Origin of the sequence: Aeromonas sp. 600724 (assembly GCF_049175135.1) — a bacterium.
GTDB classification, from domain to species: domain Bacteria; phylum Pseudomonadota; class Gammaproteobacteria; order Enterobacterales; family Aeromonadaceae; genus Aeromonas; species Aeromonas veronii_A.
Genome location: NZ_JAAKUM010000001.1, coordinates 339379 through 356330, shown reverse-complemented (window position 1 = coordinate 356330; position 16952 = coordinate 339379). Strand labels below are relative to the sequence as shown.

13 protein-coding genes are annotated in these 16952 nt (G+C 58.9%); 8 read left to right on the top strand and 5 right to left on the bottom strand.

Features of this window, described 5'->3' with window-relative positions:
* Window positions 1-48: 48 nt before the first annotated feature.
* Window positions 49-966 (top strand): DMT family transporter, encoded by a 918-nt coding sequence (locus tag G5168_RS01550; protein ID WP_266133916.1) that lies wholly within the window; start codon window positions 49-51, stop codon window positions 964-966.
* A gap of 104 nt (window positions 967-1070) precedes the next feature.
* Here the strand turns inward: G5168_RS01550 and G5168_RS01545 are convergent, their stop codons facing one another.
* Window positions 1071-2687, bottom strand: coding sequence for a peptide ABC transporter substrate-binding protein (locus tag G5168_RS01545; RefSeq protein WP_421251754.1), 1617 nt, complete (start codon window positions 2685-2687; stop codon window positions 1071-1073).
* A 382-nt stretch (window positions 2688-3069) separates the two neighbouring features.
* Between G5168_RS01545 and fbp the strand changes: the two genes are divergently transcribed.
* Window positions 3070-4104, top strand: coding sequence for a class 1 fructose-bisphosphatase (fbp, locus tag G5168_RS01540; RefSeq protein ID WP_005351317.1), 1035 nt, complete (start codon window positions 3070-3072; stop codon window positions 4102-4104).
* Between the two features lie 247 nt (window positions 4105-4351).
* Here the strand turns inward: fbp and mfd are convergent, their stop codons facing one another.
* Complete coding sequence (gene mfd, locus G5168_RS01535) at window positions 4352-7834, bottom strand: transcription-repair coupling factor (RefSeq protein WP_421251795.1); 3483 nt, start codon at window positions 7832-7834, stop codon at window positions 4352-4354.
* 56 nt (window positions 7835-7890) lie between these two features.
* Window positions 7891-8466, bottom strand: a complete 576-nt coding sequence (locus G5168_RS01530) for a hypothetical protein (protein ID WP_064336238.1) — start codon at window positions 8464-8466, stop codon at window positions 7891-7893.
* Window positions 8467-8542: 76 nt separating this feature from the next.
* On the opposite strand from G5168_RS01530, the gene G5168_RS01525 reads away from it, so the two are divergent.
* The 3 genes from G5168_RS01525 (at window position 8543) to lolE (ending at window position 11806) form a co-directional block, all read left to right on the top strand.
* Window positions 8543-9778: a lipoprotein-releasing ABC transporter permease subunit gene (locus G5168_RS01525; protein WP_005336990.1), complete on the top strand. Its 1236-nt coding sequence runs from the start codon at window positions 8543-8545 to the stop codon at window positions 9776-9778.
* 88 nt (window positions 9779-9866) lie between these two features.
* Window positions 9867-10565, top strand: a complete 699-nt coding sequence (gene lolD, locus G5168_RS01520; RefSeq protein ID WP_005336988.1) for a lipoprotein-releasing ABC transporter ATP-binding protein LolD — start codon at window positions 9867-9869, stop codon at window positions 10563-10565.
* A complete protein-coding gene (gene lolE, locus G5168_RS01515; RefSeq protein WP_421172171.1) occupies window positions 10565-11806 on the top strand; it encodes a lipoprotein-releasing ABC transporter permease subunit LolE in 1242 nt (413 codons plus the stop codon). The genes lolD and lolE overlap by 1 nt, the downstream gene beginning before the upstream one ends.
* A gap of 88 nt (window positions 11807-11894) precedes the next feature.
* Here the strand turns inward: lolE and yfbR are convergent, their stop codons facing one another.
* Window positions 11895-12485 (bottom strand): 5'-deoxynucleotidase, encoded by a 591-nt coding sequence (yfbR, locus tag G5168_RS01510; protein WP_421172170.1) that lies wholly within the window; start codon window positions 12483-12485, stop codon window positions 11895-11897.
* Between the two features lie 92 nt (window positions 12486-12577).
* Window positions 12578-13012 carry a YccF domain-containing protein gene (locus G5168_RS01505; protein ID WP_005336982.1) on the bottom strand — a complete coding sequence of 145 codons (435 nt, stop codon included), beginning with the start codon at window positions 13010-13012 and terminating at the stop codon, window positions 12578-12580.
* 441 nt (window positions 13013-13453) lie between these two features.
* Between G5168_RS01505 and tig the strand changes: the two genes are divergently transcribed.
* The 3 genes from tig (at window position 13454) to clpX (ending at window position 16819) form a co-directional block, all read left to right on the top strand.
* Entirely contained in the window at window positions 13454-14764 is a 1311-nt protein-coding gene (gene tig / locus G5168_RS01500) for a trigger factor (RefSeq protein WP_005345092.1), read from the top strand.
* An 86-nt stretch (window positions 14765-14850) separates the two neighbouring features.
* Entirely contained in the window at window positions 14851-15474 is a 624-nt protein-coding gene (gene clpP / locus G5168_RS01495) for an ATP-dependent Clp endopeptidase proteolytic subunit ClpP (RefSeq protein ID WP_005336979.1), read from the top strand.
* Window positions 15475-15544: 70 nt separating this feature from the next.
* On the top strand, window positions 15545-16819 hold the full coding sequence (gene clpX / locus G5168_RS01490; protein WP_005336977.1) for an ATP-dependent protease ATP-binding subunit ClpX: 1275 nt from the start codon (window positions 15545-15547) through the stop codon (window positions 16817-16819).
* Window positions 16820-16952: the final 133 nt, after the last annotated feature.

The window sequence follows — 16952 nt, the reverse complement described above, 5'->3', positions numbered from 1 at the left end:
TCGCCCCCTATACTGGCCCGCTGTTGTCTCTTCGGTCTGGATCCTCTCATGCCCTTTGCCTTTCTGTTTCCTTTCTCCTGCATTGCCATCTGGGCTGGCAATGGCATCGTCAGCAAACTGGCGGTTGGTGTGTTGTCCCCGGCAGCCTTGGCCTGGTCGCGCTGGGTGGTGGCTGCGCTGGTATTAAGCCCGTTTCTGGCCCGTCGAGTATGGCGTGCGCGTGCCCGCATTCGTGCCGGCCTTTGGCAGATCGCCATGCTGGCCTCGCTGGGCATGGTGCTTAATCAGACCTTTGGGTACTACGCCGCACAGACCATGGGGGCCACCGAGATGGGATTGATGATGGGGCTGACGCCACTGTTGACCGTGTTACTCAGCATCTGGCTGCTGCGTGAGCGGCCCACCTGGGGCGCCGTGCTGGGGGCGCTGCTCTCCATCTTTGGCTTGTCTATCTTGCTGGGGCAGGGGGATCCGACCCGACTGTTTACCCAGGGTATTCATATCGGCTCTGTCTACATGCTGCTCTCGGCGGGCACTTATGCCCTTTATAGCGTGCTGCTCAAGAAGTGGGATTTGGGGCTCGACAACTGGTCGCTGCTCTACGGTCAGGTGCTCTGCAGTGTGCTGATCCTGACCCCCTTCTTTCTGCTGGTGGATGGTCAGCTGCCAGAGGGGCGTGCGATCTGGCTGATCTTCTATGCGGGGATCCCCGCGTCGGCCCTCTGTCCCTGGCTCTGGATGCAGGGGATCACCCTGCTTGGTGCCAATCGTACCGCCATCTTTATGAATCTGCTGCCAGTGATGACGGCTGGCCTTGCCATCACCCTGCTGGGAGAGCGGCTGACCAGCTATCACCTGATCGGGGGCGGTCTGACTCTGCTGGGGGTTTTGCTGGCTCAGTTGCTGGTGCGTCCGGTGGTGATGGGTCGTCGCCGGGAGGTGTTGGCTCCTTGTCCCGAAGAGTAATCTTGCGTGAAAGCGTAGATGGGCCCAATGGCCCGCTTGGCCGCCAATGAAAAGCGCCTGCAGCAATGCAGGCGCTTTTTTATGGTCACATCTTGCCGAGCCGGTTACTGAGCAACCAGATAGAGCTCCTTGCTGTAGACCACATCCTGCGGGTTAAGGTGGGGATAGCCTTTCACGAAAGGTTTGAGCAACCTTGATTTGACCGAGAAATAGATGGGGGCGATGGGGGCATCCGCATCAATGAGAGCCTCTGCCTGCTGATACAGGGCATTGCGTTCAGCGGGATCCAGCGAGTCGTGGGACTTGGCCAGCAGGGCGTCGTACTCCTTGTTGAACCACTTGCCGCTGTTGGCGCTGCTGCTGGAGGTCATGATGTCGAGGAAGGTGGAGGCATCGTTATAATCCCCGTTCCAGCCATAGCGGCTAACCCCGAAATCCCCCTCGTTGAGTGCCGAGACCATGGTCTTCCACTCCATGTTGTTGAGGGTGGCAGTGACCCCTAGGTTGTGTTTCCACATGGAGGAGACGGCCAGCGCAATCTTTTTGTGGCTCTCGTTGGTGTTGTAGAGAATGTCCACTGTGAGTGGCTTGTCCGGGCCATATCCCGCTTCGGCCAACAGGGCTTTGGCTTGCTTGATCCGCTCCTCTTTGCTCTGCAGCTGGCTGGCCGGTTTTTTCAATTCAAAACCGTCCACAATGGGGGGCGTGAAGCTATATGCGGCAATTTGTCCCTGTCCCAGGATCTTGTCGGTGATGGTCTCCCGGTCGATGGCGAGCGAGAGCGCCTTGCGTACTTTCGGGTCATCGAACGGTTTGCGCTGGGTATTGAAGACATAGTAATAGCTGGCCAGCGTGGGGACGCTGACCAGTTCTTCCGGGCTCTTGCTCTTGAGCTGCTTGTACTGCTCCAGCGGATAAGTGGTGTAGTGCAGTTCACCGGTGCGATAGCGGTTGTAGGCGGCGGTTTCGGAGACGATCTCCAGATAGATCACCTTGTTCAGGACGGTGTGCTGGTTGTTCCAGTAGTGGGTATTGCGCTCGGCACTCAGCCGCTCGTTTGGGGTCCACTCCTTGAGTACAAAGGCACCGTTGGAGACGATATTGCCCGGTTTGACCCAATCCTTGCCGAATTTTTCAATGGTGGCCTTGGGGGCCGGGAACGTGGTGTAGTGGGCCAGCGTCTTCAGGAAGAAGGGAACCGGATTTTTCAGGGTGACCTGCAGGGTGTGGTCATCGAGCGCCTTGATCCCGAGCTCTGACGGGCTCTTCTTGCCCTGGGTCACCTCGCTTGCATTGACCACTCCGGTCAACTCGATAAACCAGGCGTAGTTGGAGGCCGTCTTGGGATCGGCCGCCCGTTGCCAGCCGTACACATAATCGGCGGCGGTGACAGGTTCACCGTTTGACCACTTGGCCTCGGGTCTCAGCTTGAAGGTGTAGACGGTACCTGTCTTGTCGACCTCGTAGCTGACGGCGCCTGCTGGTTTGATCTTGCCGGTATTATCCAGCTCATAGAGCCCTTCAAACAGATCGTTGACGATGGCACTACCGGCGGTCTCTTCCACCAGCTGGGGGTCGATGGTGGTGGGTTCGGTGCCGATATTGGTCACGTAGATTTGTTGGGCATCCGGCAGCAGCTTGGTACCGGCAGGCACCTGGGCAGCCCAGGCGGGAAGTGCAAACAGTCCGGCTACCATGCCGGCAATGAGAGTCTTGTTCATTGATAATCCTTGAGTTTTATTTGCTTCCAAAGCGAAATCAGTGTGCTGGATTGGCGATCGGATCTCAAGAGGCAATGGCTGAGGGAACGGCAGGCCCACCAGACTCCATTTTTAATGGCTCAAGGCCAGTCAGCTCATGGCTTGTCGCAGGTTATTGCCACGAATTAAGGGTCCGGAAGTTATCGATTGAAACCGAATGAAAAGCCTCTTTTACCATAACGTGAGGCGAAATAGCCTATTTAATAGGCCGCTTAATTCGCTGCAAAAACAAAAAACAGACGTTACATTAGGTTACAAATCAAGGCCGCCGGTGATCGGCATTTTTTTTGCCGATGCCTGCAAACGTTTTCAATGCCAACGGATGCGATCTAAAGGAACAAAAATGCGAAACATGATCACCATGGGTGAGTTCATAGTCAAAAAGCAGGCGGATTATCCTACCGCGACCGGCGAGCTGACCTCGTTGCTCAGCTCGATCCGCCTTGCTGCCAAGGTGGTGAACCGGGAGATCAACAAGGCGGGACTGGCGGATATCATCGGTTCCATGGGCGCTGAAAACGTACAGGGCGAGGTGCAGCAGAAGCTGGATGTCTACGCCAACGAACGCTTCAAGGCGGCGTTGGAAGCGCGCGGCGAGGTGTGTGGCATGGCCTCTGAAGAGGAAGAGGACTTTGTCGCCTTTGACTCACCGCTCTCCAAAAACTCCAAGTATGTGGTGCTGATCGACCCGCTCGATGGCTCCTCCAATATCGACGTCAACGTCTCGGTCGGAACCATCTTCTCCATCTACCGCCGTTTGAGCCCGCAAGGTTCGCCGGTGACGCTGGAGGACTTCCTGCAACCGGGCAACCGTCAGGTCGCCGCCGGTTATGTGGTCTACGGCTCCTCCACCATGCTGGTCTACACTACCGGCTTTGGCGTCAACGGCTTTACCTACGACCCCTCCATCGGTTGCTTCTGCCTCTCCCACGAGAACATCCGCATTCCGGAAGAGGGCAAGATCTACTCCATCAACGAGGGCAACTACATCAAGTTCCCGGACGGGGTGAAGAAGTACCTCAAATATTGTCAGGAGCGCGACGAGGCGACCCACAGACCTTACACCTCCCGTTATATCGGTTCCCTGGTTTCCGATTTCCATCGCAACCTGCTCAAGGGTGGCATCTACATCTATCCGTCCGGCACCAACTCGCCGAACGGCAAGCTGCGTCTGCTCTATGAGTGCAACCCGATGGCGTTTCTGGTAGAGCAGGCTGGTGGCAAGGCCTCCGATGGCTTTGGCCGCATCATGGATATCCAGCCCACCGCGCTGCACCAGCGTACCCCTTACTTTGTTGGCTCGACCAAGATGGTGGAGCGGGCAGAGGCCTTTATGCGAGAGTTCTCCGCCCATGAGGATCCAGCCAACCAGTGCTGATCGTCAGAGGTGTAGGTTGGTGCTGAGCGCAGCGAAGCCCAACATTTACCGGTGCGATTCCCTCTCCCCCCTAGGATAGGGCAGGGTGAGAGGAATGGTTTTCACTGCCCCCCTCATCCCCGACCCTTCTCCCACAAGGGGAGAAGGGAGACGCTAGTCACCAGCCAACGTAAACAAAACGGGAGCCGATTTGGCTCCCGTTTTAGTTGGCATTCTCTCTCTGGCTCGACGCCTGCGTTGCAGAGACTCACAGGCTGTTGTTGGCCAGATCAGCCAGCAAACCATCCACCAGTTTCAGGCGCATGGCTCTGTCCTGAGTTGGCACCTGGAAACGCAATCGGGTCGGCCCGTCCATCTTGTAGACCCGTGGCTGGCTGGAGAGCAGTTTGACCAGATAGGCCGGATTGACCTTGGTCTCCTGGGTGAAGTCCAGATAGCCGCCACGCTCGCTCATCTCCACCCGGCGAATGCCAAGGGCGGTGGCACGCTGGCGGAAGGCGGCCAGCTCCAGCAGGGTTTTGGTCGCCTCCGGCAAGAGACCAAAGCGGTCGATCAGCTCCACTTTCAGCTCGCGCAGCTCCTGCTCGTCCGCCGCACTGGCGATCCGCTTGTACATGGAGAGGCGCATATTGACGTCCGGAATATAGTCATCCGGCAACAGCGCAGGCAGGCGCAGCTCCACCTCGGTGTGCTGGCTCATCAGCTGCTCGAGCGACGGCTCCTTGCCATTTTTCAGCGCCTCGACCGCCTGCTCCAGCATCTCCATGTAGAGGGTGAAGCCGACCGATTCGATCTGGCCGCTCTGGTCGTCGCCGAGCAGTTCGCCTGCGCCACGGATCTCCAGATCGTGGGTCGCCAGCGCAAACCCGGCGCCGAGATCTTCAAGCGAGGCGATCGCCTCCAGCCGCTTGGCCGCATCCTTGGTCATCAGCTTGGGATGGGGGGTGAGCAGGTAGGCATAGGCCTGATGGTGGGAGCGGCCAACCCGGCCCCGCAACTGGTGCAGCTGGGCCAGACCGAGGTGATCCGCCCGATCCATGATGATGGTGTTGGCGCTTGGCACATCGATGCCGGTCTCGATGATGGTGGTGCAGACCAAGAGGTTGAAGCGCTGGTGGTAGAAGTCGGACATGATCCGCTCAAGGTCACGTTCGCGCATCTGGCCGTGGGCGATGCCGATGCGGGCCTCCGGCACCAGTTCCGCCAGATCGGCGGCGCACTTCTCGATGCTCTCGACGTCGTTGTGCAGGTAGTAGACCTGACCGCCGCGCTTGAGTTCCCGCAGCACCGCCTCGCGCACCACCGCCGGTTCGTGCTGGCGCACGAAGGTCTTGATGGCGAGTCGCTTGGCGGGAGGGGTGGCGATGATGGAGAGATCCCGCATGCCGGACATCGCCATATTGAGAGTGCGTGGAATAGGAGTGGCGGTGAGGGTGAGGATATCCACATCGGCCCGCAGCGCCTTGATCTTCTCCTTCTGGCGTACCCCGAATCTGTGCTCCTCATCGACGATGAGCAGTCCCAGATCCTTGAAGGTGAGTTCGGAGCCGAGCAGCTTGTGGGTGCCGATGATGATGTCCACCTTGCCTTCAGCCAATTCCTTCATCACAGCGCTCTGCTCCTTGGCGGAGCGGAAGCGGCTCAGTACCTCGACCCGCACCGGCCAGTTGGCGAAGCGGTCGCGGAAGTTGTCGTAGTGCTGTTGAGCCAGCAGGGTGGTGGGCACCAGCACGGCAACCTGCTTGCCGCCGTGTACAGCCACAAACGCTGCCCGCATCGCCACTTCGGTCTTGCCGAAACCCACGTCGCCGCACACCAGTCTATCCATGCTCTTGGCCTGACACATGTCCCCCAGTACCGCATTGATAGCGTTGAGCTGATCGTCGGTCTCCTCGAACGGGAAGCTGGCGGCAAACTGGCGATAGGCCTCTTTGTCGTGCTTGAAGGCAAAACCGGCGCGAGCGGCGCGATGAGCGTAGACATCCAGCAGTTCTGCTGCCACGTCGCGCACCTTCTCCGCCGCCTTGCGCCGCGCCTTGCACCAGGCTTCGCCGCCGAGCTTGTGGCTGGGCGGGTTATCAGAGCCGGTGTAGCGGCTGATAAGGTGCAAACTGGTGACCGGCACGAACAGCTTGTCGCCGCCGGCATATTCGAGAGTCAAAAACTCGGTGGGCAGACCACCGGCATCGATGGTTTCGAGCCCCAGATAGCGGCCGACCCCGTGATCCAGATGGACCACTGGCTGACCCTGGGTCAGCTCGCCCAAGTTTCTGATCACCGCATCGGAGCTCAGGTTCTTGCTCTTCTCCCGCGCCCGCTTGCTGCGCACCTTGCCGCCCAGCAGTTCGGTCTCGGTGATCAGCGCCAGTGGATCCTGACCGGCCTCCTGCCACAGGAAGCCACGCTCAAGCGGTGCCACCAGCAGGCCGTGGCGATCCGGGCTCGCCATAAAGGCGTCGAGGGAGGGGAACTCCTTGGGTTGCAGGGAGATACGCGCGAGCAGATCGCCGAGCACCTCCCGTCGCCCTTCGGATTCCACCGCAAACAGGGTGCGCCCGGCAAAGCCTTGCAGGAACTGGTTAAGCGCCAGCAGAGGTTGCTCCTTGCTGTGATCGAGTTGCAGATCGGGCAGCGCGGAGATGGGCAGATCGTGCTGACCGGCATCACCGGCGGTGGCGGCCTCTTGCAGCCGCACCGCGCCATATTGGCCGAGGGAGGCAAAGAGCTGCTCCACCGGCAGATAGAGCTGGGCCGGTGGCAGCAGTGGGCGGGTGTTGTCCCAGCGTCTGTCTTCATAGCGCTGGCCGATGTCGTTCCAGAAGCGCTGGGCGGCGGGGTAGATATCCCCCACGGTGAGCAGCAGGGTCTCTTCCGGCAGATAGTCAAACAGGCTGGCTGTCTGGTTGAAGAAGAGCGGCAGATAATACTCGATGCCGGCGGGCCAGCGTCCCTTGCTCACCTCCTGATAGACGGAGCCCTCGGCCCGCGACAGCTCGAACTGCTCGCGGAACTGGCCGCGAAACAGTTCGATGGCTGCCTCGTCGGTAGGGTATTCCCGGGCGGGCAGCAGGCTGACCGTCTTGACCGGTTCGCTGGAGCGCTGGGTTTCGGGATCGAATGGGCGGATGGAGTCCACTTCATCGTCGAAGAAGTCGATGCGATAGGGGCTGCTACTGCCCATGGGGAAGAGATCGAGCAGGGAGCCGCGGGCGGCAAATTCGCCATGTTCCAGCACCTGATCCACCGCCACGTAACCCGCTTCGGCGAGGCGCCCGCGCAACTGTTGCAGATTGAGGCGCTGGCCGGCCTTCACCATCAGGCTGTATTTGTCGAGATAGACCCTGGGGGCGCAGCGCAACATCAGGGTGGAGATGGGGACGATCAACACCCCCTTGCTCATCTGCGGCAGCTTGTAGAGGGTCTCGAGCCGCTGGGAGATGATGTCCTGATGGGGAGAGAAGGTGTCGTAGGGCAGGGTCTCCCAATCGGGGAACAGCAATACCGGTGCGGGTTGATCGGCTAGTTGCTTGTCTGCCAGCAGCTTGTCTGTCAGCAAATACTGCAGCTCCTGCTCCAGGCGCAGGGCGCTCGGGGTATCGGCGGTGATAAGCAGTACCGGCCCCTTGGCTTCACTGGTGAGACGGGCTGCAATCAGCGAGAGGCTGCTGCCGACCAGCTGGCCGAGCGTGATCTTTTGGCCCGCTTTGGCGGGCAAGGCGGGGAGTGTCATTGGCATGGTTCGATTCTTTTAACGTTGACGTTATCTATCGCTGACGTTCGCTCTGGTTAGCGCTGACGCTCTTGGGCGCGCAGTTTGAGCTGTTTCGATTGCACGTGGAGGCTGGCACGAACCAGCAGTTCACGGTCATCTTCGCGGATCCGCACATAGTCGAGCTGCACATGGGTGCCATGTTCACCGCCGTCAAGCTGTTTGACCTGGCCATAGCAGTAGATGGCGGCCGCCTCTTCCCGCAGGAAGATCTTGAGGCGCACGATCTGGTGCAGGTGCGGCGCATCCCCGTGACCGTGATAGGGGTGCAGGTAAGTGAGCTGGCCAGCCCCGAAGCGCAAGGTGTGAAAGCGCTGCTCCGGATGGTCCTGCAGGGAGAGCACATAGCCCATGATCATGTCGATCTTGCGGGACTGCTGATTGACGATCTCGATCAGATCGTGCATCGACTCGTTCTGGTTGCGCAGCAGGCGAGTGGTCACCAGATCGATGGAGGTAATGGCCGAAGAGATCCGAAAGGGCTCCGGCAGCTCAGCGTCCAGCTCCTCCAGCGAGGGGAGGTGGAAGTCGGCCGGCATGGGGATCACATTGACCGGCGTGGCATGAGTGACGCTGAAGAACTGTTCCTGCATGGAGGCTATCCCTTGTTGTCATGGACGGTTTCCCTTTATTATCCGGTATCTTATTTTGTTGGCAACGTACATATCCTTGAAGACCGGACTTTTTCAGCCCCTTTCGCTGGCCATCGGCCTGCGTTATGCAGGCTCGAAGCGCAGCAATCGCTTCGTCTCATTTATCTCCCTGTTCTCTACCTTTGGCATCGCCATCGGGGTCGCCGCCCTGATGGTGGTCATTTCGGTGATGAACGGTTTCGAAGGGCAGCTCAAAGGGCGCATCCTCGGGGTGATCCCCCATGTGGTGGTGACCAATCAGGCTGGCCGTATTGATGCAGACCCGCAAGGCTTGCCGGATCTGGCCAAATTACCCCACGTGGTTGCCTCGGCCCCCATGCTCGACAGCGAAGGGATGCTGCAAAGCCCCGGCCAGCTGACCGGGGTGAGTGTGCAGGGGATCGACCCTGCGAAGTGGCCCAAGGATGACATCCTCCACAGCCAGATGCTGGGGGGGCGCCTCGATACCCTGCAGGCCGGCCACTACCGCATCGTGCTGGGGCAGGGGGTGGCACGCCGCCTCAATGTCTCCATCGGCGATCAGGTTCGCCTGATCCTGACCGAAGGGACCCGCTTTACTCCGTTTGGCCGGGTACCGGCCCAGCGCCTCTTTACCGTCTCCGGTATCTTCGGGGTCGGCGCAGATGTGGATAACCAGATTGCGCTGATCGCGCTGGGAGATGCCCAGCGCTTGCTGCGTCTACCGACAGAAACCGTCGGTGGCATTCGCCTCTGGCTAGATGATCCCTTTGCGGCCGACGAGGTGATCAAGGCGCCGCTGCCGGATGGCTTGCTATGGCAGGATTGGCGCCGCGAGCGGGGCGAGCTGTTCCAGGCGGTCGCCATGGAAAAACGGATGATGGGGCTGATGCTGGTGCTGATCATCGCCGTCGCCACCTTTAACATCCTCTCCGCGCTGGTGATGGTGGTGACGGACAAGGAGGGCGAAGTGGCCATCCTGCGCACCATGGGGATGAGTGAATCAGGGATCGTCAAAATCTTCATGGTACTTGGCGCCTCCAGCGGGGTGATTGGCGCTCTGTTTGGCGGACTGGCGGGCCTTGCGCTCTCCCTGGGCCTCAACCCTCTGCTCAATGCGGTGGGGCTCAACCTCTATATGGCGGCGGGCGGCAGTGGCCTGCCGGTCATCGTCGAGCCGGCTCAGGTCATCACCATTTTGCTGGGCGCCGTGCTGCTCAGCTTCAGTGCCACCCTCTACCCGGCGGCCCGCGCTGCGCGGGTGAAACCGGCCGAGGCGCTGCGTTATGAGTAATGCCGTGAATAATGCATCTTCTGTTGTGACTGGTGCCCCCGTTGTTGCGGGTGCCAGCGTTGTTACCGAGGCAAGTGGAGCCCCTGTTATGAATGAAGCCGTATCCCGTGAACCTCTGCTGCGCTGCCAGGCGCTCAACCATGTCTATAAAGAGGGGGAGCTGGAGACTCAGGTGCTCAAGGGGATCGATCTCTGCGTCGCGCCCGGTGAAATGCTGGCGGTGGTGGGGAGCTCCGGCTCCGGCAAGACCACTCTGCTGCATCTGATGGGGGCGCTGGACAACCCCTCCAGCGGCGCCGTGCTGTTCAAAGGGGAGGATATCCACCATTGGGACAGCCGTACCCAAGCCCGTTTTCGCAACCGCGAGCTGGGCTTTGTCTACCAGTTCCACCACCTGCTCTCCGAGTTCAGTGCGCTGGAAAATGCGGCCATGCCGCTGCTGATCGCCGGTGAGTCGGTGGCGGTTGCCACCGAAAAGGCGACCAAAATGTTGGGTAGGGTAGGGCTCTCCCATCGCTTGAACCACCGTCCCTCCGAGCTTTCTGGTGGCGAACGTCAGCGGGTGGCGATCGCCCGGGCGCTGGTCAACGAACCGAGCTTGGTGCTGGCGGATGAGCCTACCGGCAATCTAGATCACGCCAGTGCCACGGCGGTGTACGAACTGCTGTGTGAACTGAATCGTGAACTGGGCACTGCGTTTGTGGTAGTGACTCACGACTTGAGCCTCGCGGCCAAGCTCCATCGCCGGGTGACCCTGGTGAGCGGCGTGATGGCGGAGGTTGCCTGATGTTCAAACCGCTGCCCCTCTTTCTGGGCCTGCGTTACAGCCGCTCCCGCCGTCGCAACGGGTTTATCGCCTTTATCTCTGCCTCTTCCCTGATCGGTATTGCCCTCGGGGTGATGGCGCTGATCCTGGGCCTCTCCGCCATGAACGGTTTCGAGCGGGAGCTTAAAGATCGGGTGCTCTCGGTCGTGCCGCAAGGTGAGCTGGACGCCGTCGAGCGGCCGCTGCCGGATTGGCCCCGTCTGCGCGACTACCTGCTGGCCCAGCCGGGCGTTGAGGCGGCCGCGCCGGTCATTCGCCTCAATGGCCTGCTGGAGCATGGCTCTGCCCTCAAGGGGGTGCAACTGCGCGCCGTGCTGCCCGATCTGGAAGCCAATCTGTCGGATGCCGGCAAATACATGACGGGCCGTGGTCTGCGTGAGCTGCAACCGGGTGAACGTGGGGTGATCCTTGGCAAGACCATCGCCGACAAGCTGGGGGTCAAGGTGGGGGATTCGGTCGCCCTGCTGCTGCCGCAAGGGGGTGATCAGGCCGGGATCAAGAATCCTCGGCGCGAAGCCCTGACCGTGGTGGGGCTGCTGGAGATCGGTGGTCAGCTCGACGGTCTGCTCGGCTTTATGCATCTGGCCGATGCGCAAGCGATCACCGGCATGGGCAGCGGCGTGGAGGGCTTCAGCCTGCGGGTGAGCGATGTGCTTAATGCACAAAATATTACGATCGCCGCCGCGCAGCAGTTCCCTCATCATGTTTACATCCGCAGCTGGATGAACAGCCAGGGTTATCTCTATCAGGACATCCAGATGGTGCGTACCGTCATGTATGTGGTGATGCTGATGGTGGTGGCCGTCGCCTGCTTCAACATTGTCTCCACCCTGGTGATGGCGGTGAACGAGAAGCGCAGCGAAATCGCCATCCTGAAAACCATGGGGGCGAGCCCCGGCCAGATCCGGCTCACCTTCGTCATTCAGGGGATGGTCAACGGCATGGCCGGTGCCCTGCTCGGCGCCCTGCTGGGTGGGCTGCTTTCGAGCAAGCTGACCCAGATCCTGAGCGTTGTCGAAAAGCTCATCGGCCATCGCTTCCTCAATCCGGATATCTATTTCATCGACTTTTTGCCGACTGAGTTGCATATGCAGGATCTGCTCATCGTGACGGGTGCCGCCATCCTGATGAGTCTGGTGGCGACCCTCTATCCCGCCTGGCGGGCGAGCGGTCTGGTACCGTCCCGCGAGCTGGGTCACTGATGGGTTGCATCTAATCCGCTGATAAAGACGGAGAGCCCGCCGGTGTTAAACCGGCGGGCTCTTCTGTTTTCAGGTCATGTAGACTGGCTTAGTGAGCGTTCAGCTCATCGAGCGGCAGGGAGAAGCTGGCCACAAAGGTGTCGATAAAGTAGCGCATCTCATTGCTCATCCGGGCTGCCAGCATGGCTTCAAGGCGCTTGCGAGCCGGTTCGAACTCCCGGTTGCCAGCATTAATCTCTTCGAGGCACTTGGTATAGGCGCAGAGGGTATCGGCATCCTTGACCAGCCTGACCAGCTCGCCATCTTGGGCTGCCGAATCGAGCAGCGGGCGAAAATCCTCTACCAGTTCCGGCGGCAGCATGCCAAGCAGACGCTGCTCGGCGGCCAGCTCTATCTTCTTGTACTCGCGGGCAATTTCGGGGTTGAAGTATTTGACCGGGGTGGGCAGATCGCCGGTCAGCACCTCGCTGCTATCGTGGTAGAGGGCCATCACGGCGGCGCGGTCGGCATTCACGCTGCCGCCAAACAGTCGATTTTTGATGATGCCGAGGGCATGGGCCACCATGGCCACTTGAAGGCTGTGCTCGGCAATGTTTTCCGGCTGGATGTTGCGCATCAGGGGCCAGCGGTAGATGAGTTTCATGCGGGCGAGATTGGCGAAAAAGTGGCTGGGTAACATGACGGCCTCAACAAAAGAGAATAGAAAAGGGCAGACCCTAGTCTGCCCTTTTTTTCGTTGCAGGGCAGCGTCTGCCCGCGCATTTCCCGTGTTTAGCGGATATAGCGACCCGATTCCGCTTCCTGGTTGGTCACAATCATCTGGCCGATGGGCGCCAGACTGATGAGTGCCAGCTTGAGGTGCTGGATACCGAACGGGATACCGATAATGGTCACGAAGCAGGCCAGCGCGGAAGCGATGTGGCCGATGGCCAGCCAGACACCGATCAGCACAAACCAGAGGATATTGCCAATCAGCCCCAGAGTGCCGGTGCCGATATCGCTCTGGCCGGTCATGGTCTTGCGATTGACGGCCTGCTTGCCAAACGGGAAGAAGGTAAAGGTGCCGATCACGAAGCAGGCACGTCCCCAGGGGATGCCGACCAGCGAGATAAAGCAGACAAGACCGGCCAGCCACCAGGCCAGGCCCATAAAGACACCTCCCAGTACAAACCAGAGCAGATTGAACAAGAAGCGGAAAAAGGCCATGTGAGTGACTCCAGATCATCAATTTGGTTGCCACCATAACGAGGGAGGGGTAGGGACGCAATGGTTGATTGGTCCAATCGCCATTTGGCTGGTCAAATTGAGTCGCCGCCCGCAACGGTGGGCTGTTTTTCGGCGAAAGATGGGTAATAAAGCGGCGTTCGGATGAAAAAAGGTGAGCAAACGCAAAATTATTGCCATCGGATAGTTGAAGTCGGACACCTCTCTCCCCATATAAAGGGCTGTTTTGCACGAATTGTGCTTGCACGCCGCTCAATGTGGGGGATGTGTGGCTCGACTCGACCAAAGTGCGCCGCTATAATGCCGCGTCATATTTTCTCATCACAAAGACATATCGTTGTCTTTATAAACAGGAAGACTCCGGGCTTTGCCCAGGGGCAATAAAGGGTCAGCACACAGTGCTGAGTTGAACGAGGTAGAAGAATGCAAGTTTCTGTAGAGACAACCCAGGGTCTGGAACGCCGTCTTACCATCACTGTACCGGCTGCTACCGTAGACGCCGCTGTGCGTAAAGAATTGAATGGCCTGGCCAAAACTCGTCGCATCGACGGTTTCCGTCCTGGCAAGGCTCCGGTTGCCATCATCAAGAAGATGTTCGGCGCCATGGCTCACGCCCGCGTTGCTGATGAAATGATGCAGAGCAACTTCATCAAAGCCATCATCGAAAACAAACTGAGCCCGGCTGGTGCCCCGACCATGGATCCGAAAGAGATCAAAGAAGGTCAGGATTTCGAATTCACCGCCACTTTCGAAGTGTATCCGGAGTTCGAAGTTGCAGGTCTCGAGACCATCAAGGTCGAGAAGCCGGTTGCGACCGTGAAGGACGAAGATCTGGCCAACATGATCGACACCCTGCGCAAGCAGCACGCTACCTGGGCTGATGCCGATGTTGCCGCTGCCAATGGCATGCGTGTGACCATGGACTTCGTCGGTTCCATCGACGGTGAAGAGTTCGATGGCGGCAAAGCTGAAGGCTTCAACCTGGTTCTGGGCGCTGGCCGTATGATCCCGGGCTTCGAAGACGCCATCCTGGGCAAGAAAGCAGGCGACGAGTTCACCATCGAAGTGACCTTCCCGGCTGACTACCACGCTGAAAACCTGAAAGGCAAAGAAGCCAAGTTCGCTTCCAAGCTGATCAAGGTTGAAGAGCAGATCCTGCCTGAGCTGACCGAAGAGTTCGTGAAGCGTTTCGGTATCGAAAGCGGTTCTGTTGAAGAGCTGAAAGCCGAAGTGCGCAAGAACATGGAGCGCGAACTGGCTCAAGCCCTGAAAAACAGCGTGAAAGAGCAGGTTCTGAACGGTCTGGTTGAAGCCAACCAAATCGACCTGCCGAAAGCTGCCGTTGCTCAAGAGATCGACGCACTGCGTCAGCAGGCTCTGCAGCGTTTCGGTGGCTTCCAGGGCGGCAACGCTCCCGAGCTGCCGGCTGAACTGTTCCAGGCTCAAGCCGAGCGTCGTGTACGCGTAGGCCTGCTGCTGGGTGACGTGATCCGCACCAACGAGATCAAGGCTGACGATGCCCGTGTAAACAGCATCATCGAGTCCATGGCGACTGCCTACGAAGATCCGAAAGAAGTGATCGAGTACTACCAGAAGAACGAACAGATGCTGAACGGCGTTCGTAACCTGGCAGTAGAAGATCAAGCCATCGACCTGATCCTGTCCAAAGCGCAAGTGACCGAAAAAGAAGTTGCCTTTGACGAAGTGATCAACAAGTCTGGCGCCGCTGCCTAAGAACATTTGACTTAAGGTCAAGACTGTTAAGTATAATGGCTCGTGTGATCTCCACTCGGGCCATTTTATTTTAGGGACAATGCCTTATGTACAAGAACTATAACGATATGACCGATTCTCCCAGCAATGCGCTGGTCCCCATCGTGGTCGAACAGACTGCCAAGGGTGAACGTTCCTACGATATTTACTCCCGTCTGCTGAAAGAGCGGGTGATCTTCCTGACTGGTCAGGTTGAAGATCACATGGCCAATCTGGTGGTTGCCCAGTTGCTGTTCCTCGAGTCCGAGAATCCGGACAAGGACATCTATATCTACATCAACTCGCCGGGTGGTTCGGTGACTGCGGGCATGTCCATCTATGACACCATGCAGTTCATCAAGCCGGATGTCAGCACCGTCTGCATGGGGCAGGCCTGCTCCATGGGTGCCTTCCTGCTGGCCGGTGGCGCCAAGGGCAAGCGTTTCTGCCTGCCTAACGCCCGCGTGATGATCCACCAGCCGCTGGGTGGCTTCCAGGGTCAGGCATCTGATATCCAGATCCACGCCCAGGAGATCCTGAAGATCAAAAATACCCTGAACGAGCGCCTGGCGTTCCACACCGGTCAGGACATGGCTACCATCGAGCGTGACACCGATCGTGACAACTTCATGTCCGCCGAGCAGGCCGTGGCCTATGGTCTGGTAGACGGTGTCCTGAGCCAGCGTAGCTGAGCAGGGTGTCCCGGTCTGTTGTAAACTCAACAGGCCGATCCATCCTCTATTGATAAAACGAGGTTGCTGAATGACAGAGAAACGCAAGGGTGAGGGTGATAAGCTGCTCTACTGCTCTTTTTGCGGCAAAAGCCAGCATGAAGTGCGCAAGCTGATCGCTGGCCCTTCCGTCTACATATGTGATGAGTGCGTCGAGCTGTGCAACGACATCATCCGCGAAGAGATCCGCGAGATCTCGCCCAAGCGCGATGGTAACGAGCTGCCGACCCCTCATCAGATCCGCGCTCATCTCGATGACTATGTGATCGGGCAGGAGTACGCCAAGAAGGTGTTGGCCGTTGCCGTCTACAACCACTACAAGCGTCTGCGCAACAGCGGCGAAAACAGTGGTGTGGAGCTCGGCAAGTCCAACATCCTGCTGATTGGCCCGACCGGTAGCGGCAAAACCCTGCTGGCCGAGACTCTGGCTCGTCTGCTGGATGTGCCGTTCACCATGGCCGATGCGACCACCCTGACCGAAGCCGGTTATGTGGGCGAGGACGTGGAGAACATCATCCAGAAGCTGCTGCAAAAGTGCGACTACGACGTAGAGAAGGCCCAGCGTGGCATCGTCTATATCGACGAGATCGACAAGATCTCCCGCAAGTCGGACAACCCCTCCATTACCCGCGATGTCTCCGGGGAAGGGGTACAGCAGGCACTGCTCAAGCTGATCGAAGGGACCATCGCTTCCGTGCCGCCGCAAGGTGGTCGCAAGCATCCGCAGCAGGAGTTCTTGCAGGTTGATACCTCCAAGATCCTCTTCATCTGCGGCGGTGCCTTTGCCGGTCTGGACAAGGTGATCGAGCAGCGTTCCGTGAAGGGAACCGGTATCGGTTTTGGCGCCGAGGTGAAATCCAAGGATGCCAAGGCCACCCTGAGCGAGACCTTCGCCAAGGTAGAGCCGGAAGATCTGATCAAGTATGGTCTGATCCCCGAGTTCATCGGCCGTCTGCCGGTGGTCGCGACCCTGACCGAGCTGGATGAGTCTGCCCTTATCCAGATCCTGAAAGAGCCGAAAAACGCGCTGACCAAACAGTACGCTGCGTTGTTCGACCTGGAAGGGGTTGAGCTGGAGTTCCGTGACGACGCACTCAACGCCATTGCCCGCAAGGCGATGGAGCGTAAAACCGGTGCTCGTGGTCTGCGTTCCATCGTGGAAGCCGTGCTGCTGGATACCATGTATGACCTGCCTTCTCTGGAAGGGGTCAGCAAGGTGGTGATCGACGAGACCGTGATCAAAGGGGACTCTGCGCCCTTGATGATCTACGAGAATCCCGAAACCCAGGCTGCTGCATCAGAGTAAATGTCTGATTTTTAATCAAATGGAAGGGGCTTTTTGCCCCTTTCATGCTTTTTACGGTTTCGGCGATTGAATCTCATCTCAGCGCCCCCATATACTCAGCCAAGCGCTTTGCCAACGGTATAACAAGCCGAGA